This window comes from Paenibacillus sp. NPDC056722 (assembly GCF_042790635.1).
In the GTDB taxonomy this organism is placed as follows: domain Bacteria; phylum Bacillota; class Bacilli; order Paenibacillales; family Paenibacillaceae; genus Paenibacillus_AQ; species Paenibacillus_AQ agri.
Map to the genome: position 1 here is coordinate 302,864 of NZ_JBHTYV010000001.1, position 20,883 is coordinate 323,746.

Genomic DNA, 20,883 nt, shown 5'->3' on the forward strand with positions numbered 1-20,883 from the left:
CTAATTGTGGCCATCCATCCTATTAGTTACTCTCATCCTTTACTTCTTCTCTATCCCGTTTCACATCCTGTTCCAACATCACTTCCCGCAGCTCAAAAGCATGGATAAATTCTTGCATAATAGCATCGGTAGCTTTTAATTCACCACTCAAAACCTGCTTAATGGCGTCGTATTCGGGCTGGTTCAGCTGTTGCATCAACGTGGAGCGCTTAATATCCAGTCTTTCCAGAAAAGCAATTGCACGCCCTCTGCGAAAGGTCTGAGCACTTTGAATACGCTCCTTGTGCCCGTCGCCAGATTCGCAGCCCTGTTCACCAGATCCCCGGTGACCACGTGACCCCTTCGATCGATCTCTTCCCTCGCGCATTTTAAACCCCTCCTCACTCTGTATACATTTGTATACAAAAGTATCTGTTATTAATCTAAACCTGATTCATATCGACTGTCAAGTACATATAAACTGTCATTCACCACTCACCCTTAGACGAAAAAATGCTCCCGAAAAGTGAAAATCCACTTCAGGAGCATCTTCTATGCTATCGCATCACACAAATATTTATAGGCCTTTAGAGAAGCTATTTGCTATGAACTCATTGAATTTCTCAATCTGCTCATCGAAGCTTGGCTCCGCATCAACATCAATCCACTGGATATCTTTCATGTGCCGGAACCATGACATCTGTCTTTTGGCGAACCGGCGTGTATCCCGTTTTAAGAGCGTCACGGCTTCATCCATGGTCAGCTCACCGGCAAGATAAGCAGCAATCTCTTTATAGCCCAGTCCCTGCATCGATACGAGACTCCGATCGTAGCCCTGGTCCAATAGTCCTTTGACCTCGGAGATCAGCCCGTCAGCGAGCATGGCGTCAATTCGATCTTCGATCCGTTTATAAAGAATTTTCCGATCCATAGTCAGACCGACCAGACACAAATCATAGGGTGATTCCTTCTTTTGCCCGGCAAGGGAGTCCGATTGTGTTATATTCGTCTGATGAAAGACCTCCAGGGCACGGATGATGCGCCGACGGTCATTAGGATGCAGACGCTCCGCGCTAACAGGGTCTACAGCCGCCAGTCTCGCATGCAGAGCAAGCGCTCCGTACTCATCCGCATAATCCTCTTGCTCTTTGCGGAAGGCTTCATCCGCCACCGCTTCCGAGAAGCGGAATCCGTAACAAAGGGATTCGATGTAAAGCCCAGTCCCCCCTACTATAAATGGAAGCTTGCCCCGGCTGCTGATCTCTTCAATCAGCCTGCGACCCTGCTCCTGAAACTCCGCAGTTGAATAGGCATCCTTAGGATCATGAATATCTATCAGATGATGAGGGATACCCTCCATCTCTGTTTGTGAAATTTTAGCTGTTCCGATGTCCATGCCACGATAGACCTGCATAGAATCTCCGGAGATAATCTCAGCTCCGTAAGCCTTAGCAATGGCAAGACTCAGTTTCGTCTTGCCGACAGCGGTCGGTCCCAGCAGCACCAGAACCTTACGCCTTTCTTCAGTTGCCAATCTTTATCACCCCGTACGATGTTTTGGAGCTGCCGCGCAGCAGCTCGGTGAAGCCCAGTCGTTCAAATTCGCCGCTAAGCGCTTTTTCCTTTAGCAGCACAGTTTTTCGGGCCACTCTCTTGGCTTCTGCCACACTCTCTAGCGACAGCGCTTCTCCGTTGGCATATTGGCGCAGCGGAGAAATAGAAGCCGAATCCGTTAATGGAACACGGAACATGGGATCGAAGTAAACTATATCTATACTACGGTCCGGCTGGGCCCGCAAATAGTCCAAATGGTCACTGTTCACGACCTGGATACGGCGAAAAGCCTCATTTACCCGTTCCTTCCCAGTGGTATATTGACTCATCCCTTCAATCAGCAGTGCATACAGCGGGAGCGAGCTTTCCAGTGCGGTTACCTCGGATGTTTCTCCACCATATACCGAGAAGAGCAGGGAGTCCGTACCCAGCCCTGCTGTGCAATCCAACACGCTGTCGCCGGGAATCATCTCCGCAGCAGACAGTAGTGGATCAGTTTCGCCTTTGAGAATCCTCTTAGCGCGTACATATCCCATGCTGGGATGGAACTCCATTGGCGGCATTCCGGGACGTATCAGCCGGACAGCCTCTTGCAGTACAACCAGCACCTCCTCCTCCCCATGTCGCTTCACTAGCTTGGGCAAGGAAAGGTTATCGCGCGGTACATAGTTACAACCTGTACGTTCCGCAAGGCTAACCGCCCGCTGTACAATTTCCGGTATCGGGTCATTGCCCGTCGTTATAATCATTTTGCCTCCTGTTCGGCTCTATACAATAAATCCTTTATAGATCAATCTTATTTCAAAACTTCACATTACCCGTTTGAACAGCTTCTCCAGATCATAAGCAGAGAAAGAAATGACAATCGGCCGTCCATGTGGACAGGTGTATGGCTGGCGGCACGCCGCTAGCCGTGAGATCAGGGTCTCTACTTCCTGTTCGGTCAGCTTCTGATTTGCTTTAATAGAGGCTTTGCAGGAACACAAGATGGACGATTTCTCACGCAACTTAGCCAGATCTATTGCCCGTTCGCTCAGCACCCATTCTGCCATCTCTTCAATGACCGCCTTCTCATCCCCCTCCGGGAACCAATAAGGCAGGGAGCGCACTAAGAAGGTCTGGCCGCCAAAATGCTCCAGGTATACGCCCGCTTGCTGAAACCAGTGAAGCCGTTCGCTGAGCTGCCGGCTCTCTGAAGGTGTGAATTCCAGTGTTATGGGTAGCAGCAGTTCCTGTGACGCATCTTCTGGACGGCCAAACTTTTCGTAATAATATTCATAATTAATCCGTTCATGTGCAGCGTGCTGATCTATAAGGTACAGCCCACTGTCGTTCTGGGCAATAATATAGGTCCCATGATGCTGGCCAATATAATTCAGCTCTGGAAAAGCTGGCAGCCCCGATTCTTCGCTGGCTGCGGGTGCCCACAGTTCTTCGCTCACTGGGAATTGGCCTTTGTTGACCGGGGCAGCAGGTGATGGACGATATCCGCCACTGTAATTATTACTGGCTGCGCCTCCTGTCGATGGTCGGCTGGGATTCCCGGAATAGTTCCCACTGGCTCCAGAAGGCGAATTACGGTAACCATCATTAGACGTGCCTACACCGAGTGGAGAAGAAGACAACGGATTGCCGCTCCCGTAGGAGGCCGTGGATTCCCGAGACTGGAACAACTCCGGCTTCACAGGAGAATTAACGCCCTCATAAGAAGGGCTCGAACCCGCTGCCGCCAGGTCGGAATTCGTCTCTTGCGGACGGGTTACGTCGCCTGGATTCACCGGATGCTGTGCACCTGGCGGCACATTGGGAGCTGCCGGAATTTCGCCTGAAGGTGACTGTTGAGATGCCCCTCTACCGAATGCGAACTGCTCCTGAATAAAGGCACCGCTATTCTTGGAGCCGATCGGTTCTTTGCTAGGACGAGGTATCAGACTTTGGCCCATAAGGACCTTGCGGATCTCCTCTTCGACGAACTTGTACAGCTCATTCTCCTTACTGAAACGAACCTCCAGCTTGGCCGGATGCACGTTGACATCCACCAGGGATGGATGCATATCGAATTTCAGCACCAGCAGCGGGTAACGGTTAATCGGCAGCAGCGTATGATAAGCCCGCATAATGGCCGCATTCAGACCATTGCTGCGGATATGGCGTCCTCCAACAATGGTTGTCACTCCGTTGCGGTTAGATCGCGTCCATTCCGGGCGGCTGACAAAACCGCTAATCTTGAAGTCAGGATCTTCAGCAGTCACAGGCAGCATCGCTTTCGCTGCTGACGTCCCATAGATGGCAGCAATGACCTGCAGCAGATCACCATTGCCCAACGTGCGCAACAATTGATTGCCATTGTGGTGAAGCGTGAAGGAAATCCCGGGATGGGCAAGCGCCGTCCGGTACATCGTGTCGGAGATATGTCCGAGTTCCGTCTGAATGCTCTTCATGTATTTCAACCTGGCCGGGGTATTGAAAAATAATTCCCGAACAGCAAAATCTGTCCCTTGTCCGGAAGGAGAATCTTCATTGATCCGCAAATTGCCGCCCTCGATCTCAATCTTGCGGCCTACACCGTCATCTTTGCTCGCTGTGAGCAGTGACACTTTGGATACCGCCGCGATACTGGGCAGCGCCTCACCCCGGAAGCCCAGACTTGTAATCTGGAACAGATCCCGTCCGGTCACAATCTTGCTCGTCGCATGCCGGTAGAACGCTGTCTCGCAATCATCCGGCTCGATGCCTGATCCGTTATCCTTGACACGGATGCTCTGAAGTCCACCTTCCTCCACCGATACCTCGATCACGGTGCTTCCCGCATCAATGGCATTCTCTACAAGCTCCTTCACCACGGAGGCTGGTCGTTCAACCACTTCCCCCGCGGCGATCTGGTTGGCAATATGCTCGTCCAACACATGAATTTTCGCCATATTATTCACCCCGCTATAGGCTATCTATATTGTTAAGCTGTAAATGTTAATCAGAGATCCTTCGCTTTCATTTTCAGATCATTCAACAGACCCATAGCTTGCAGCGGCGTCATGTTCATGAGATCGGCCCCTTGAACGGCTGCGATAAAGTCTCTAAGCGCCGGGTTAAATTGTTCCTGGGCGGGTACAGAAGCTCCTGCCCCGCCTTTGCGGGACTTACGAGGTTCCTCTTCACCGAAGATAGAGAGCTGCACCACTTCCTGCTCGGCTTCAGGCGCTGCAAGCGTTACGGCAGCTTCAGGCGCTGCGAGCGATACAGCAGATTCAACATATGCCGTACCTGCCTTGGTGAACGCATGATCTGTTGGTGCTTCAGTTATGCTGGCAACAGATTCTTGAACAGAATCAGGCCCCTCAGTATTGGAACGCCGTGGCTCTGAGCCCCCGTAATGGAGCGACGGTCCGCCTGGTGCTGCTGCCTGCTCAATACTCTGGAGCAGCCCATATGCCCGGTCAATGATTCCCCCCGGCAGTCCGGCTAACCGTGCACAATAAATACCGTAGCTGCTATCCGCCGCTCCTGGTACAAGCTTGCGCAAGAAGTTAACCTTGTCGCCACTCTCCTGCACCGCCATCGAATAGTTTCGCAAGCCTGTTAGACTCTGCTCCAAGTGAGCGAGCTCATGAAAGTGTGTCGAGACAAGCGCCTTACAGGCGATGGTGTCGTGCACATATTCAATAACGGCTTGAGCAATGGCCATGCCCTCGCTCGTCGAGGTACCCCGGCCCAGCTCGTCAATGATAATCAGACTGCGTGCGGTGGCTTTTTCCGTCATGACCTGGATATCGGCCATCTCCACCATGAACGTACTCTGGCCGCCAATCAAGTCATCCGCGGCTCCAATCCGGGTGAAAATGCGGTCAATCAGCGGCACTTCAGCGCTAGACGCGGGAACAAAGCAACCGATCTGGGCCAGAATGCAGATCAAGGCAACCTGGCGCATATAGGTACTCTTCCCCGCCATATTCGGTCCGGTAATAAGCAGAATATTACCCTCTGCTTTGGTAAGGCTGCTTCCATTGGCGATAAACGCTGCATCCTTCAGCACCGCTTCCACGACCGGATGTCGTCCGCCTTCCAGCCGGAGATCATATCCGTCGGAGAGCTTCGGCTTCACGAACCGCTGTTCTGCGCTGACAGCTGCAAGGCTCTGGTATACGTCAATCTCAGCGACCTTCTCAGCAAGATTCTGAAGTCGCGGAACCTGAGCCGCTATTCTGTCACGCAATTCTGTGAAGAGGCTGTATTCCAGATCGGTCATCTTATCCTGGGCTTCCAGAATCAGCGCCTCTTTCTCTTTCAGCTCAGGAGTAACAAAGCGCTCTGCATTCGCCAGTGTCTGTTTGCGCTCATAGCGCCCTTCCGGCAGTGCAGCCAGATTGGCACGGGTGATCTCTATAAAATAGCCAAATATTTTGTTGTAGCCGATTTTGAGTGATTTGATACCGGTAGCGACACGCTCTTTGGCCTCAAGCTCCGCAATCCACTGCTTGCCACTGCTGCTTGCTTCCCGCAGCTCGTCCAGACGTTCATGGTACCCCTGGCGGATAATCCCCCCATCACGCACGGATACGGGCGGGTCTTCTACGATTGCCCGTGCAATGTCTTCACGCAGCTCTGCGCAATCGTCCATCGCCGCCCCGATCTCCCGCAAGGTCGCAGAGCCTGACGTCCCACACAATTCTTTCAGAGCCGGAATCTGCTCCAGCGACAGCTTCAGTGCATTCATATCCCGGCCATTGGCGCTCCCGAAGGCAATTCGGCCAACCAGACGCTCCAGATCATAGATTTCTTTCAATGCCTGACGCAGATCTTCACGAACGATGAATTGGTTATACAGATAATCGACGGCTTCCAGGCGACGTTCAATCGGTACCCGCTGAAGCAGCGGCTTATCAATGCGGCGGCGCAGCAGGCGCGCACCCATCGATGTCTCGGTGCGGTCAAGCAGCCAGAGTAACGAGCCTTTTTTGGAACGCTCACGCACCGTCTCGGTCAGCTCCAGATTTCGGCGGGTAAATGGATCAAGAATCATATAATTGCCGGGTTCGTAAGGCGAAATCTGACTGAGTTGCCCCAAGGAGCGCCGCTGTGTCTCACTCAGGTAGGAGATCAGCAGCGAAAGACAATGGCCCCGCTCCCGTTCCAGCCGTACCCATGCTGATTCGCCGAACTGGCGACGAGCCAATTCCTCATCCCGCTTATCCCATGGGGTGTATACGACAGGTTTGGCCAGCAGCGAAGCTTCGCTCCGCAAGGTCTCCAGCAGTGCTGTATCACCGATAATCTCGGCGGGTTCATAAATGCCAATCTCATCACGCAACCACTCTGCGCCGGAGAGTACGGAAGTTACATACAGCTCACCTGTGGTCAAATCACAGGCAGCCAGCGCCATCATCCCGTCCAGCTCAGTGACACAGACCAAATAGTTATTGTTCTTGTCGGAGATGATTTTGCCATCCATCACCGTTCCCGGTGTTACGACGCGCACGATATCTCTGCGCACCATCCCTTTCGTTACAGCAGGATCATCCAGTTGTTCGCAGATCGCGACCTTGTATCCTTTTTCGATCAAACGCTGTATGTAACCCTCAGCGGCATGGTATGGGACACCGCACATCGGAATCTTCTCGTCGCCCCCACCTTCGCGTCCTGTTAATGTTATTTCCAGTTCCTTCGATGCCAGCACGGCATCCTCAAAGAACATCTCATAGAAATCGCCCAGTCGGAAAAAGAGGAACGCATCCTTTGCTCCTTCTTTCACACGTAAGTACTGCTCTATCATCGGCGTATATTTTGCCATGGTCTACCTCCAAGCCTTTTTCATGCTAACCTCTATTATAACAGAAAGTTTGCCCTCAAAGTTACCCCTGGTAAGTTGTACTGGTAGCCGCTGTTATAGAGATCCCATTTAGTCCGCTTTACTACTATATTGAACGCTAAATTGCCTTTATTTAAAAAAACATACTAAAGCATTTAAAGGTATTTTCCCCTTCTAACAAGACCTCTCTTAGCTCGATTGTAGACTCAGACAATTTATTATTTTTAGTTCAAGCTATACAAATACTGCTTAATCGATTAAATGTTCAAGGTAAAGTCAAACTAAATGGTATGCCTTATAGTCAGTAATCACTGAGAAAGAATCTTGACAGACCACATTTCACTTAGTAGTATTCTAATATACCACTTATACAAAGGTATCATTTTAACACAGCTTTTGTAGAGGGTATTTTTTTCAAAAAATTAGGTCGTATTCATTAATACTACTTTAAATTCGAACAAAGAGAGGATAAACCAACCATGAGTACCTCAACCACTATTGATATCGCTTTTTGCAGCGAACTTATTGTCTCTCTCGGAGCCAAGTCTCCTGAAGGAATGCAAGAAAGATCTGCGTTTGACCACATTTGAGGAAGTACACGCCAGAGCTACAGAAATGAGTGAATGGGTCACCAGATCGTTAAAAGAACCCCTTGCCACCAAATATCCTTCTATTCTCTGGTCGGATTCGGAATTCAATCTGGATAATCAGCGGCAGGCAGAATTTGCAGGCGAATATTGGATTCTTGATCCACTGGATGGAGCTCTGAATTTTGTCCAAGGCTTCTCCTTCTTTGCCCTTTCTCTGTGTCTTGTCCGTGCAGGACAACCGGTCGTTTCGTTTGTCTATGATCCCAGCAGCAGGGAATTATTCCATGCTGTTTCAGGACAAGGGGCTTTCATGAACGGCTCTCCTATCCATGTGGCAACCAAGCAAGGGTTGGGCCAACCCTACATTACAACCTCCCTGCCCAGCAATCCGGCAAAAGAACCGGAGATATCAGAGCTGACGGTACGCGGCATTACCCGTTTTATGACTAAGACTGTAGCTGTAAAAATACTCGGTGCTGTCTCCTTACAATTAGCGTACGTCGCAAGCGGTAGACTTGATGGCTATTTTGAATTTGGGGACGATTATTATGACTGGCTGGCGGGTTCTTTGCTCGTTAAGGAGGCTGGCGGGATCATTACGAATGGTCAAGGCGGACCTTTCACGTGGGGCACTTCCGGGATCATCACTGCGAATACCAGTCTGCATGGGAAAATGGTCGCGGAGCTGAGGGAGCTTTGATCTTGTTTTGTTTATTGACCTGCGTTTGAGCCAAGCCATAACAGAATGGATAGTTTAGCATAGAGTTATCTCCAAACCCATGGAATACTGATAACAAGGCGAACGCTACCGCTTTTCCACAATCCGTCCTCTCCGCTGCTTGGGAGACATAATTGTTTATCACACGTCTTAAAAAGCACGTCTTTAAAAGGAGCTACCTCCATTTAGTGCTCGCTTCGTCAAACAGCGGACTCGAGAGGCTTTAATGCCTTTCGAGTCAACCACTCAGTAACATAACGGACTCCAGAGACTTTATGAGCATAGTTTCCAAACGAAATCCGCTGTGCGGGAGAAAATAGCGTCACCTGAGTCCGTTGCACATTCCAGAAGTAACTTTTATGGAAAATAACGATTATACGGTCCGTTAGCTCTCAGGCGTGAATTTCAACCGTTAGATGTAGTTGTTTTGACAATTTGTTTGACAACACTGGTGATGACGTTGGGTCCTTTAAAAATCGCAAAGGAAATCGGTCTTTATCAGCGATCGGGAGAACCCTCTGAACACACAGCATCTTCACTGCCAAACGTTCAAGCGCCGATTTTTCTGTTGTGCCTTTAAAAATAGCAGCGTCACAGACCATCCCGAAGGAGCATTTTCGTATTATTAGGCCAATCAAGGATTTTACCTTAAGTAACTATCGAGATTGGATGACTTTCACTGGCAATAATTTTTGAAGCAGGCGTCAATAAGTAAAACGTAGAGCAGCGATCCTCCCTTAAGGGGAAAATCACTGCTCTAATGTCTTTTTAAATCTTCTTTTTAAAGCTTCTTTTACAAAAACAGTTTTGCCTCAATCGTAGAAAATCACTTTAGGGCGGTTCGATCTTTAATAGGACGGCCCGATCTTTAATGGTGGGTTAAGATTGCCCGGCGGGAATACTCCCGCTGGGCTTCCCGGTCCGCCATAGCCTGCGGATATCGCGGGATTCATCCCAGGTTCGCCCTGCGGAAATATAGTGAAGCAGGGGCTCAATGTATGGGGCGGCCTTCTCGTAGCCGCCCAAGGCTCTAATCTGGGCCGCCAAAGGGGTAAAGGCGGCCCGCAAGGGAGCTCTGTCGCCGCTATAGTAGGCGGCATGCAGATCTTCCCGGTCGAGCGGGCGGAGCGGCAGGTCCTCATAATGGCTCACGATCAGGTGTGCCAGATGGACCGCGCCTTTGGCGATGACCGGGGAGACCAGGAAGCTCGGCAGGGTGCGGTACTCGAAGCCGCCATGCGGCTGGTACCGGAAATCGCCGAGCACACCATAGCGCGGACGGCGCGAGGACGCCCTGGCGTCCTCCAGCAGCGTAATGGGCAGCGCGAGATAGTTGTCGAGCGCGCGCAGCAGCGGCGCGGTCAGCGTCACGCCGCTGAAGTGCAGATGGCCGCCGAGGGCCCAGCCCGCCAGCGGCATGCCTCCCGCCCGCCACGCCAGCGTGCGGTCGGCGATCAGCCGGTCCGCCGTAGCCGCGGCGGACATAAGCTGCGCCAGCAGCGCGCGCGGTTCCCCGCGCGGCTTAGGGCGCAGCTCCGCTACCGGGAACGCGCCGCGCGTTCCCGGGGGTCCGGCGTCGCAGCCCGCGACGCCTGCCATGGGCAGGTACCGCGACGCAGGCACGACGCGGCCCGTGTCGGCCCGGAGCAGCAGGAACTCCGGGTCCATGCCCATGAGCAGCCCCGGACGCCCGGGCTGCTCAGCGGCCAGGCTGCGGGTCAAGACCCGCGCAGCCGATGCATAAGGCTCCGGGAGCGAATTGCCCGGAGCCACTGCCAGTGGTGTCACATCCTCCACCACATACTGGCGCTCGCCCATGGCGGTGAGAAGCACTTCCCCGCTGTCCAGCCCCAGGCTATACAGGGCAGCAATCGCCAAGCTGTCGACATCCCGGCGGAAGGTTCTGCGTCGACCGAAAGTAGTTCTCGAACCTCTCCATGACCCGACATCTCCTTCCTCCGGAGTACCATTACCTCTGGCAGTATCTAACGAGTGACTTAGCCGATCTAGTGCGTAGCCCTCAGTATGCCTCTCACTTGTAGTAAAATCCTCCCTTTCTGTACCCTGGCTAGCGGATAGAAGCCCCCCTGAAAGATCGTCTACCAGCTCTTCTTGCAGTCCATAGGAACTACGTCGAACTCCCTTCATCCCCGGCCCTGCTCCAAAGGGCGTAATAGCCCTCACCGCGAGATTGTAGACCGAAATGGAGTAACGCTGCCGGTGTTTCCCCCCGTGATTGCTGGCCTTATATGTATCATCAACTGAGTTTGTCATCTCCCAGGCACAACGACGTTCCCTAGCTGGACTGGCACTGACCCGGGAATCAGTGATCAAATACTTTCTTCTGCTACCCGCAGTGAGTGCCGCCTTCAGCCCGCTCCGCAGTAGACGACCCTCTCGCTGTTCAAGTGAAAGAGACCTGTAGACGCCAATCCCCTCATTGATCATCTTCTCGCCCTCCTCCGGGCTGATATTCCCGGTTTAGATGCCCAAATAGCAAAAAACGGCTTCCCGTCATGCGGAAGACACCGTTTTTGCCATACAAATTAAGCTTTGCAGAAATTCAACAGCCTTTTTAGACAAGCAAAAAAATTATTCAAAAAAAGGAGGGCATTCGCCCTCTACGCCGCCGCCCTCCCAGCATATAATGAATCATATCTCATACATCGTAAGTCAGGCGGCGGCGCATGTTTTTTACAACTCATCATCCAGGGCGTCAGGGTCCAAATCTTCATAATCGAAGGTTTCGCCGTCAAAATCATAATCCTTGTCTTCCAGATCATCGACTTGATCACTTACAAACACGCGGACTTTGGTCTCAGCCACCAATTCCGCTTCAAACTCCCGCTCCACGCGAAGGGTCACGCTTCCGCCTCCCGGCGATACGCCCGCTTCTACACAGTTTGGTTCCTGCGTTGCCTCCGCAGAAACTTCCACTGTAGATGCGCGGTGTCTCGGGTCCAAGTACGAAAGAGGAATAAGCTCCACATAAGAGACCGTTTCTTTAGCAACCTCGGTCTGCTTATTCTTGTCGTACGAGTACCAGATGTTCACATCATAAGTACCGATTACTTCGATTCCGTTACCGGCGGCAACCGCTTCGTATTGGTGGTTGATGATCCAAGCCCCCAGAATACTTGTCGGATGATGTGGCGGAGTCACGGTATGAGTTGCGGTAGAGAACTTACGACCTTTGCCGCAAATTGCCTTCGTAATGATCTCCCTTGTTTGACGTTTATGGCCTAATGACATCTTTGAACCTCCTCCATACAATCATTCACTATCAAGTGTATGCAGGTTCTAGGCATTTGTTGATTGTTAGTCTATAAATAAATTTGAGTAAGCCCTCCCGGCCCCGGCCGCGAGGGTTATAGTTCATTTTATTTCATTTGACACGATGGTATGAGTACATTTTATTGCGGAATAACCCTTACAATACCGACGTTTCTCTGCTTACTGAGGTCCAGGAAGTCCTCCCCGAGGTTCACGAGCGGACGAAGAGGGTCATGCGACAGGATCATCACAATTCTTCCCGTCCGCCCATCTGTTAACTCCACCTCGTTCCCTATCATGGACTGCATCAGTTTATCAATAAAGACCCGGCATATATAAGGATCCAGCTTGCCGTACACGCTCTCCTCCATCTGCGTCAGAACCTCGTATAGCGGAGATGCCTTCCGATAGAAACGGTCTGAGGTCATGGCATGGAAAATATCGCAGATCGCCACGATTTTACTGAAATCGGTAATCCGGTGTCCAAGCACCCCGAACGGATAGCCGCTGCCGTCCATTCGTTCATGATGCTGAAGGGCCACAAGTGCCTGATTGTGATTCGTACCCACCGTATCCCGCACCATTTCGTAGCCGTACGTAGTATGCTTTTTCATAATCTGGAACTCTTCTTCGCTCAGCGGCCCGGGCTTGGTTAAAATCTCGGCCGGCACCATAATCTTTCCGATATCATGCAGGGTGGCCGCAATGGTCAGCTGGCTAAGATCCTCCGGCTTCATCTTGAGCCACTTGCCCAGCAGCGTCGAGAGAATCCCTACTGCAACATTATGCCTGTATGTATAATCGTCCTTTGACTGCAACGCAGCCAATATGCCATAGAAATCATTCTTCTCCGTCACCTGATGGATGAAGGGGATGACTTCATTGCGGAGCTCAATCATGGGAATGCGCTTGCTTTTATTGTAACGGATTTGTTCAAAAATACTTTCCATTGCAGTCGTACAGTCGTCGATAGCAATCTGGAAAAATGCCGCGCCATCCAAATGAATAACATCTTTCTCCTCCAGCGTAATCTTGTGCTGACTGATCAATCGGATATGCTCGGCGCTTAACAAGGTCATCGCAGGCAATACAAAGACACCCTTGCTGTTGAACAAGTTGGCAACCAACTGCTTCCCGATGTACTCCTCATTGCTACTATTCATGCTCTCACCTGCCAGAGCAGAAAATCCGAGACTACGGAATTCCCTGCTGTATTTGAATCCCCACTGTTACCGTTCAAGATACATCACCTATGTGGTACTATTTTATTGCTTAACTATACTTATCGTTATTTTACTATTGTTTGTTAATACCTGTCCCGGGCTTCGAGGCCTAATCTCAGCTTTTGCGGGCACGGCTCCGTGAAGGACGAACTACCTCATGTCCAACCGGATTCTTATGCTGTTTAGCAATTTTTAGGTACAGAGTCAGCTCACGGCACAATTGGAGAATCGCTGAACGCACCTCGAATTCCTCACGGGAAGCCGGGAGCTCCATCCGCTTGAATTCCTGCTCTACCTCTTGCAGCAAGTGCTCCGTACGTCCCGTATATTCCTCTGCTCTCACATCACTGCTCAATTGATCGAACAGCTCACCCATCATGTCACAATGCGGCAGTTGCCGGTACACCTGGGAGAGGAGCTGAACCATGTTCTGAATCGACTCCAACTGCTCTTTTCGCATATAAAAATAAACATTCCATGCTTCATCGGGATGAATCACGTGATTCTCCATCTCCCGGGTTGCCGCCGTCAGTCCCCGCTGGACTGCAGCGTTCGCCCCGATCAGTTCCTTCCCGTCCCAGACATACGCGGGATCACGCAATGTGCGGGACATCTGTGTGAAGATCACAGAGAAATAACCATCCACTTCCTTGCGGATGGCCGAGATCGCCCCACCTGCATGAGGCATATAGATCAAATTCACCAGTCCTGCAGACCCTAGTCCGATTACGAGCAGTTCAATCTGCTGGAACAGGACGTGCAAGCTGATCTCTGCTTGTCCAAAGACCCGAAAAACGATAACCGAGCTGGTGACAATCCCTTCCTTAAAGCCTGCCCGCACAATCAGCGGGAAGCCAAGCAACACATATAGTCCGAGCACCCAATAATGAAACCCTAGTCCCCAGAATAAAATACAGCCTAAAAAGAGTCCCACGAGCGAGGCGGAAAAGCGCGCCGATATCGTTCGGAGACTCCTTTTTCGGGTCACTTCCACACCCAGAATAGCTAGCAGACCTGCGCTTTGCGCATTGGGTATGCCCACAGCGGCTGCCAGCAGAATGGACAACAGCGTGGCCGCTGCGGTTTTGATTACACGAAATCCCATGAACAATACTCTCCTTAACTACATTCGCTTCTTAATTTAAGTAAAGATAATATAGTCATGGTACAAGATTTTTCAGAACGGCACAACATGACATCATCTTTTTAACGCCGATTTAACAGTAGCTTCTCCACATAAACAACCAGTTGATACATAGCCGTTGCCACCGCTGCTATGATTAGCAGGCTTGACATGACCAGCGTGAAGTTGAAGACCTGAAAGCCATAGATAATGAGATAGCCAAGACCTGATTTTGCCACCAGAAATTCACCCACAATGACACCAACCCATGACATGCCGACATTCACTTTCAGCGTAGATACGATGGCAGGGAACGAAGATGGCAGAATAACCTTGAAGAAGATCTGCACCCGCGTGCCCCCGAACGACCGCACCACCTTGACCAGATTGGGATCAACGCTGCAGAAGCTGTTATAGACGACAAGCGTAGTAACAATGACCGTGATGGATAAAGTCGTCATTACTATTGCTGTAAATCCGGCACCGAACATCACAATAAAGATGGGACCTAGTGCTACCTTTGGCATACTGTTGAATACGACCATATATGGATCCAGCACCGCAGATAAAAAAGGCGACCACCAGATCATCACGGCCAGCAGTGTGCCCAACAGCGTCCCCAGTGCGAAACCTACCACAGTCTCTCCAACCGTGATGCCTAAATGTGGCCAAAGAGTGCCGCTGACCATATCGCCCCAGATTTGCCGGAACACCTTGGTCGGGTAGCTGAACAGCAATTCATCGATCCAGCTCAACCGTGCACTGGCTTCCCAGAGAGCAAAGAACACCAGCAGCAGGCTGGTGCGTACCGCGATAATCCGATTTTTCTCCCGTCGTTTCTCTTGGCTGAATGTGTTGTGCATTTGCCGCAGCCATGATTCCCGGGAAGCTGCGATCCCGGATATTTCCGATTGCTTCACAAGCGTTCCCTCCTAACGTTCAGCGTTACCTGCCTAAACCGACTTGCTCCCTGCCTGCTCCATTTCCTGCCAAACCTCATGAAAAAGCTCTGCAAAGCCCGGCTGATCCCGTGCATATAAGGGTGGAACCTCGCGGATAGACTCCGGCACAGTAAACACTTTGCGGATTCTTCCCGGATTTGGTTCCAGCAGGATCACCCGGTTACTGACTGCAATTGCCTCAGACAGATCATGGGTAACCAGAATAGCTGTAGTTCCGCGGCGGCGCAGAGTTTCTGACACCAGATCCTCAAGCTGCAGCTTGATCTGGTAGTCGAGCGCCGAGAATGGCTCATCCAGCAGAAGCAGGCCGGGATCGGTTGCAAGGGTACGCACCAGCGCTACGCGCTGCCGCATGCCGCCGGAGAGCTGGGACGGATAAGCATCCTCTTTTCCCGCAAGTCCCATATCTCCCAGCAGCTCCACGGTCTTTCTATGGTTATCCTCGTTCAGATTACCGGTCAATTCTAGCCCCAGCAGGGCATTCTCAAGAATCGTGCGCCAGGGGAACAGATAATCCTGCTGGAGCATGTAGCCGATCTCAGGGGAAGGGCTATGGATTGGACGGCCATAGACGGAGACCTCTCCTTCGGAAGGCTGCAATAATCCGGCAATTATTGAGAGGAGCGTCGTTTTACCACAGCCACTTGGCCCAACCAGACTGACGAATTCTCCACTTCCGATGCTAAGGTTCAAGTCTTCAATAGCCAGAGAGGCTTCCCGTTCGCCCAAGTAAGCATGTGTTACGCCCTTTAATTCCACTACCGGCAGCATATCCACCTCCTCCTTTCACAGATTGTGCTTTTCCTTACTTTCCGGTTTGACTTGCGAGACTGTCCTTGGCTTTTTCGGCAAAGCTGTTATTCACAATCTTGTCTACTGGAATGCGTTCCTTCAGCTCACCGGCGTTCTCCATAACGTCCAGCAGGTTATTCCACTCTTTATTATCAATGATGGGATCTGTCGCATACGTATCCTGTTCTTTGTAACGCTTGATCGAAGAGATGACGATATCCCGGTCTGTCTTGTCAAAATACGGCAGCACCGCGTCTGCAATCTGCTCCGGGCTGTGATCCTTCACCCAAGCTTGAGCGCGCTGGATCGCATTGGTGAACTTTTGGACCGTGTCGCCATTTTTACCGATGTAACTCTTCTTGGACATGAAAACCGTGTACGGCAAGTACCCGCTCTCCACCCCGAACGAAGCCACAACTGAACCCCGTCCTTCACGCTCGAAGATTGAGGCCTGCGGCTCGAACAGCTGTACATAGTCCCCTGTCCCGGAAGCAAAAGCCCCGGCAATGTTGGCAAAATCAATATTTTGAATCAGGTTCACATCCTTGGCAGGATCGATACCTTTATGCTTCAGGGTAAAAGCGCCGGCCATTTGTGGCATGCCGCCTTTTCTTTGTCCGAGAAAAACGCTCCCCTTCACGTCATCCCAGTTGAACTGTCCCGCGGCCTTGCGGGCAAACAGAAATGTCCCGTCCCGCTGAGTAAGCTGTGCAAAGTTGATCACCGGATCATCGGCTCCCTGTTGAGATACATAGATCGAAGTCTCGGAGCCTACAAGCGCCACATCAATCGCTCCAGAAAGCAAAGCTGTCATCGTTTTGTCCCCGCCAGGAATGGTCTGCAGCTCCACGTCCAGACCCTCATCCTTGAAAAAATTCTGTGACAGCGCGACATACTCAGGCGCATAGAACACCGAACGGGTCACCTCGCCGATCTTCACCTTCACCGACGACGGGTCGCCCCCGCAGCCGGCAAGTACGGAAAAACACAGAGCGATGATCAAGAACGACAGTGACAGTTTTTTTCTTCTTTTCATCCTTCATTCTCCTTTCTTACCGGGTCTTTCGCCCTTGCTTGCAGCATATGCGGATGCCTAAAGAATGGTTAAGAAGACCAGGAGGCTGCGGTGGGCGGATTCAAAATGAAGTAAAAATAGGTACATCGGCGGATACTCATTTTTTTGAAATACATGGAAACTATGGTTGAGAGAATTTGAGATTCAAGAGGAATGCCAAAATGGCCGGAACCGGTAGTATCGGTCCTGCCTGATGTGTGTCACTCTATTTGTTTACGCATATTTTGGCTGAGGTTTGATACGGGTTCCGGTTTCATTATTTGCGTGCTGCCCGCAGCGTCAGATTGGCGCCGCCTTCAGAACCCATTGTGTGATAGCGTTGCAGAACTCTGCTTTGGTGGTTGGTGCAGCAATCATCCAATCTTCCGTTCCGCGCCCGATGCGTAGCATAAATGCGCCGGATGGATCACCGATATAGGAGGCATATTGCGTATTCCAGCCGCTGGAACCGTGCATGCAAAGTCGTAATTCACCCTCAGATGTGCACCGCTTCATGATTCTGGCTAACCGGGGGGCGTTCATGACATCGCCGCTAGTCTCCTCCAGTAAATCCGATAGGATATGTACCGGAAGGGCGGCTGACTCTTCCTTGATCTGCTCAAATCTTGTCCTGGATAGCAACATTGCAGGTGCGGGTGGTACGGTCTGAGTATCACTTTCACATTCGTCGCAACCATTCAGTAAGAGGATGCAAGCCTCACGCACTTCTTCTGGCTCGCTTAGCTCCCAACTGGACAACTCCGGTGCTCTCAGACAAAAAACCCATGTACTCTCCTTATGTATCAGCAGGCAAACATCCCGTGTAAAACCCGCTTCGGCGTATTTCAGCCGACATAGTCGTGCTCCTGCATCCGCTTTATTCAACAACTTTTCAATATCCACACTCCTGGTCAGCTCTGGAAACAGAAACCGGGCCAGAATCAATCTTTCCTTTTCATTCACATCATTATTCCTTCCTGTAATACTTCACTGATCATAATTAAATCAAAAAACACGGCATATGGAAATAAATCTAGTAATCTTTATGTTATCATAAGCTAATTTTAAGGTAAAATTAAGAAACACCCGGTATTATCATTACTATGAAATACTTGTAGCGAGGTGGATTTCAAATGAGAATGGTTATAACATTTCAGAACAAACTTGTACCTGTGTATTTCACAACAGAAAATAAACAGCCGACTCAAAAAGTGCTCCGGTTACTTAACAACACCTTGGATCTCAAAATTCAAAAAGGCAAACGTGCCCTCCAGAAATGCTTGAATTCTCTGATCAGTATTGAAATTAAAGGCTCTGAAGCTATATTGCACAGTTACAGTGAAAATGATTCATTGGCGCTATCCCTCTATTAATAGAGGGGTAGTTTTTTTTATGCTCCAGACAACCCAAAGAGGCATATACCTTCTCGATCGAAGGAATATGCCCTGTTTATCACCCGAACGACCGCCGCCCTTTTAACTTTTGGATAGAACGGTTTAGCTGGTTTTGTAGTTTCTCTCTTCCATTTTCTCGGCCTTTTGGATACGAAGCTTGAATAGCTTGAGCAGATTTAGACGCGTATGTTCTTCGTGACAGCTGTCCAATTTCTTAATAATAAAACGGTCAATGGACATGCCAATCGCTCCTTTTATTCATTTCTTATCAGACACTATTCTTTTCAGGAAATCATTTCCTTTTACCCTCGTACTCCTATATACCCTTCCTACATATTCCTAAACGCATTCTCATTAAGAGGGATTATCTGTTTATTCATAGATTTTCTTTTTATATATAAAAGTTTTACAAACTTAATTACATGTGCTATATTATATTCAGTAAGTATCTAATATACATTTGAGGAGCAATCATCATGACTAAAGTCCTATTCATCAAAGCAAATAACCGCCCTGCTGACCAATCGATCAGCGTCCAGCTGTACAACGAATTCCTGGAGAGCTACAAGCAAAATAATCCGCAAGATGAGATTACCGAACTTGACCTGTTCGCTGAACAGCTCCCTTACTACGACAACACTTTGATCACTGGCGTTTACAAATCCAATCAAGGCTATGAAGCTACTCCTGAAGAAGCTGCTGGTGCAGCTTTGGTAAACAAATACCTGGATCAATTTATCGCAGCTGATAAAGTCGTGTTCGCTTTCCCACTTTGGAATATGACTGTGCCTGCTGTACTTCACACATACATCGATTACGTGAACCAAGCTGGTAAGACATTCCAATACACTGCTGAAGGTCCTAAAGGCCTCCTGGGCGGCAAAAAAGCAGTTGTGTTGAATGCCAGAGGTGGCATTTATTCCGAAGGTCCTGCTGCTGGTGCTGAAATGGCTGTTAACTTCATCGTTAACAACCTTGGCTTCTGGGGTATCCAAGATATTACTCAAGTAATCGTTGAAGGCCACAGTCAACTTCCAGATCAAGCCGCTGACATTATTGCAAAAGGCCTTGAATCTGCCAAAACTGTAGCAGCCTCGTTCTAAGTTATCGTTCTAAAGGTCCGGTTATAACATTTGCCGTTACGATTTGAACCACTAGACTTAACAACGATCTGGAATCACATTAACCGGGCCTTTATTTATATATAGGTACGACAAAACCTCCCGTTCCTTCTGGAACAGGGAGGTTTTGTCGTTTGATAGAGTGATCTTAAGAATCACATATCACTTAATATTCATCTAGTTCTTTGCGCCAGCCGTAGCCTCTGGTGCGCGACTGGCCTGTTTTGGAGGAGCCTGTCCCGGAGGCTACCTTTCGTTTGGCTTTGGCTTCCTTCGAACTCTGGAATTGCAGCTCACGCTGGGTTTTGCGGTAGTTGAGCAGCCGCTTCTCATCCAGCTGTCCGCTTTGGACTGCTTCCAGCACGGCGCAGCCTTCTTCCCGCTCATGACTACAATTGCTGAACCGGCAGGACGCAGCCCATTCGCTGATATCCCCAAAAGCAAGATCAAGTCCGCCTTCGTCCTCCCACAGCTTCAGCTCCCGCATCCCCGGCGTATCGACGATAATACCGCCATCTGGCAGCACGAACATTTCCCGGTGCGTTGTAGTATGCCGGCCACGACTATCGTCTTCGCGAACACCCTGCGTCAATTGAAGATTCTTTCCGCTAAGCCAGTTAACCATCGTCGACTTACCACAGCCCGACGAGCCGGTAAGCGCAACCGTCTGACCGCTGCCGATATACGGAAGCAGCTTCTCACGCCCCTGATCCAGCAAGGCACTGACGGCATACACGGGAACGCCCGGAGCCGCCCTTTCCATATCGGCGATTTGCTCTTCCGCGTTTTCACACAAATCTGCTTTGGTCAGCAGGATTACCGGGTTGGCTCCACTGTTCCAGGCCATAATAAGATACCGCTCCATCCGCCGGACATTAAAATCGTTGTTCAACGCGCTGACCAGGAACAAGGTGTTGACATTAGAAGCGACGATTTGCTCGTCCTGGGTGCTGCCAGCTACATTGCGTGAAATCACGCTGTGCCGGGGAAGAACACCATGGATGACCGCATGGGCACCCTCATCTTGCATAACTAATGCCACCCAGTCGCCAACGGCTGGAAACTCTCCCTTCTCGTGAAGAGAATGCCTGAACTTTCCGGCCAATTCCCCCCAAGTCTCGCCGGTCTCCGCAAGGACCCGGTATTTGCTGCCAAAGTCGCCCACAATCCGCCCGGGTACATAGCTTCTTCCATCCTCTTGTGTATTCCATTCTTGGTTCCATTTTTTCATCCAGATTTCATTCCAACCATATTGTTCAATATTCATGTATTGCCTCCTAAGTTTCTGTATCCATAT

At 50.4% G+C, this 20,883-nt stretch carries 18 protein-coding genes; 3 read left to right on the forward strand and 15 right to left on the reverse strand.

Features of this window, described 5'->3' with window-relative positions; genetic code table 11:
* Window positions 1-22: 22 nt before the first annotated feature.
* The 5 genes from ACFRAM_RS01485 to mutS form a co-directional block, all read right to left on the reverse strand.
* The gene (locus ACFRAM_RS01485) at window positions 23-367 is read right to left on the reverse strand and encodes a hypothetical protein (protein ID WP_379464247.1); all 345 of its coding nucleotides are present in this window, start codon (window positions 365-367) and stop codon (window positions 23-25) included.
* Between the two features lie 189 nt (window positions 368-556).
* Entirely contained in the window at window positions 557-1,513 is a 957-nt protein-coding gene (gene miaA / locus ACFRAM_RS01490) for a tRNA (adenosine(37)-N6)-dimethylallyltransferase MiaA (protein ID WP_175373289.1), read from the reverse strand.
* Window positions 1,503-2,282, reverse strand: a complete 780-nt coding sequence (locus tag ACFRAM_RS01495; protein ID WP_379464248.1) for a class I SAM-dependent methyltransferase — start codon at window positions 2,280-2,282, stop codon at window positions 1,503-1,505. The genes miaA and ACFRAM_RS01495 overlap by 11 nt, the downstream gene beginning before the upstream one ends.
* 60 nt (window positions 2,283-2,342) lie before the next feature.
* Window positions 2,343-4,454, reverse strand: a complete 2,112-nt coding sequence (mutL, locus tag ACFRAM_RS01500; RefSeq protein ID WP_379464249.1) for a DNA mismatch repair endonuclease MutL — start codon at window positions 4,452-4,454, stop codon at window positions 2,343-2,345.
* A gap of 50 nt (window positions 4,455-4,504) precedes the next feature.
* On the reverse strand, window positions 4,505-7,318 hold the full coding sequence (gene mutS, locus ACFRAM_RS01505; protein ID WP_379464250.1) for a DNA mismatch repair protein MutS: 2,814 nt from the start codon (window positions 7,316-7,318) through the stop codon (window positions 4,505-4,507).
* A gap of 594 nt (window positions 7,319-7,912) precedes the next feature.
* On the opposite strand from mutS, the gene ACFRAM_RS01510 reads away from it, so the two are divergent.
* Window positions 7,913-8,626, forward strand: a complete 714-nt coding sequence (locus tag ACFRAM_RS01510) for an inositol monophosphatase family protein (RefSeq protein WP_379464251.1) — start codon at window positions 7,913-7,915, stop codon at window positions 8,624-8,626.
* A gap of 897 nt (window positions 8,627-9,523) precedes the next feature.
* Here ACFRAM_RS01510 and ACFRAM_RS01515 read toward each other — a convergent pair.
* From ACFRAM_RS01515 to ACFRAM_RS01550, 8 genes are all read right to left on the reverse strand, one after another.
* Window positions 9,524-10,522: a putative amidoligase domain-containing protein gene (locus ACFRAM_RS01515; protein WP_379464252.1), complete on the reverse strand. Its 999-nt coding sequence runs from the start codon at window positions 10,520-10,522 to the stop codon at window positions 9,524-9,526.
* An 816-nt stretch (window positions 10,523-11,338) separates the two neighbouring features.
* Window positions 11,339-11,896: an outer spore coat protein CotE gene (locus tag ACFRAM_RS01520; RefSeq protein WP_066361767.1), complete on the reverse strand. Its 558-nt coding sequence runs from the start codon at window positions 11,894-11,896 to the stop codon at window positions 11,339-11,341.
* 161 nt (window positions 11,897-12,057) lie between these two features.
* A complete protein-coding gene (locus tag ACFRAM_RS01525) occupies window positions 12,058-13,080 on the reverse strand; it encodes an HD-GYP domain-containing protein (RefSeq protein WP_379464253.1) in 1,023 nt (340 codons plus the stop codon).
* 175 nt (window positions 13,081-13,255) lie between these two features.
* Window positions 13,256-14,245 carry an aromatic acid exporter family protein gene (locus ACFRAM_RS01530; protein ID WP_379464254.1) on the reverse strand — a complete coding sequence of 330 codons (990 nt, stop codon included), beginning with the start codon at window positions 14,243-14,245 and terminating at the stop codon, window positions 13,256-13,258.
* Between the two features lie 101 nt (window positions 14,246-14,346).
* Window positions 14,347-15,126: an ABC transporter permease gene (locus tag ACFRAM_RS01535; RefSeq protein ID WP_379464733.1), complete on the reverse strand. Its 780-nt coding sequence runs from the start codon at window positions 15,124-15,126 to the stop codon at window positions 14,347-14,349.
* 90 nt (window positions 15,127-15,216) lie between these two features.
* Window positions 15,217-15,996: an ABC transporter ATP-binding protein gene (locus ACFRAM_RS01540; RefSeq protein WP_379464255.1), complete on the reverse strand. Its 780-nt coding sequence runs from the start codon at window positions 15,994-15,996 to the stop codon at window positions 15,217-15,219.
* Window positions 15,997-16,030: 34 nt separating this feature from the next.
* Window positions 16,031-17,053, reverse strand: a complete 1,023-nt coding sequence (locus tag ACFRAM_RS01545) for an ABC transporter substrate-binding protein (RefSeq protein WP_379464256.1) — start codon at window positions 17,051-17,053, stop codon at window positions 16,031-16,033.
* A 318-nt stretch (window positions 17,054-17,371) separates the two neighbouring features.
* The gene (locus ACFRAM_RS01550; protein ID WP_379464257.1) at window positions 17,372-18,034 is read right to left on the reverse strand and encodes a hypothetical protein; all 663 of its coding nucleotides are present in this window, start codon (window positions 18,032-18,034) and stop codon (window positions 17,372-17,374) included.
* Between the two features lie 170 nt (window positions 18,035-18,204).
* On the opposite strand from ACFRAM_RS01550, the gene ACFRAM_RS01555 reads away from it, so the two are divergent.
* Window positions 18,205-18,444: a hypothetical protein gene (locus ACFRAM_RS01555; RefSeq protein WP_066361778.1), complete on the forward strand. Its 240-nt coding sequence runs from the start codon at window positions 18,205-18,207 to the stop codon at window positions 18,442-18,444.
* A gap of 123 nt (window positions 18,445-18,567) precedes the next feature.
* Here ACFRAM_RS01555 and ACFRAM_RS01560 read toward each other — a convergent pair whose 3' ends face one another.
* Window positions 18,568-18,705 (reverse strand): hypothetical protein, encoded by a 138-nt coding sequence (locus ACFRAM_RS01560; protein ID WP_379464258.1) that lies wholly within the window; start codon window positions 18,703-18,705, stop codon window positions 18,568-18,570.
* 236 nt (window positions 18,706-18,941) lie between these two features.
* Here ACFRAM_RS01560 and ACFRAM_RS01565 point away from each other — a divergent pair, with 236 nt between their 5' ends.
* Window positions 18,942-19,568, forward strand: a complete 627-nt coding sequence (locus tag ACFRAM_RS01565) for an FMN-dependent NADH-azoreductase (RefSeq protein ID WP_379464259.1) — start codon at window positions 18,942-18,944, stop codon at window positions 19,566-19,568.
* A 184-nt stretch (window positions 19,569-19,752) separates the two neighbouring features.
* Here ACFRAM_RS01565 and rsgA read toward each other — a convergent pair whose 3' ends face one another.
* The gene (gene rsgA, locus ACFRAM_RS01570) at window positions 19,753-20,853 is read right to left on the reverse strand and encodes a ribosome small subunit-dependent GTPase A (RefSeq protein WP_379464260.1); all 1,101 of its coding nucleotides are present in this window, start codon (window positions 20,851-20,853) and stop codon (window positions 19,753-19,755) included.
* Between the last annotated feature and the right edge of the window lie 30 nt (window positions 20,854-20,883).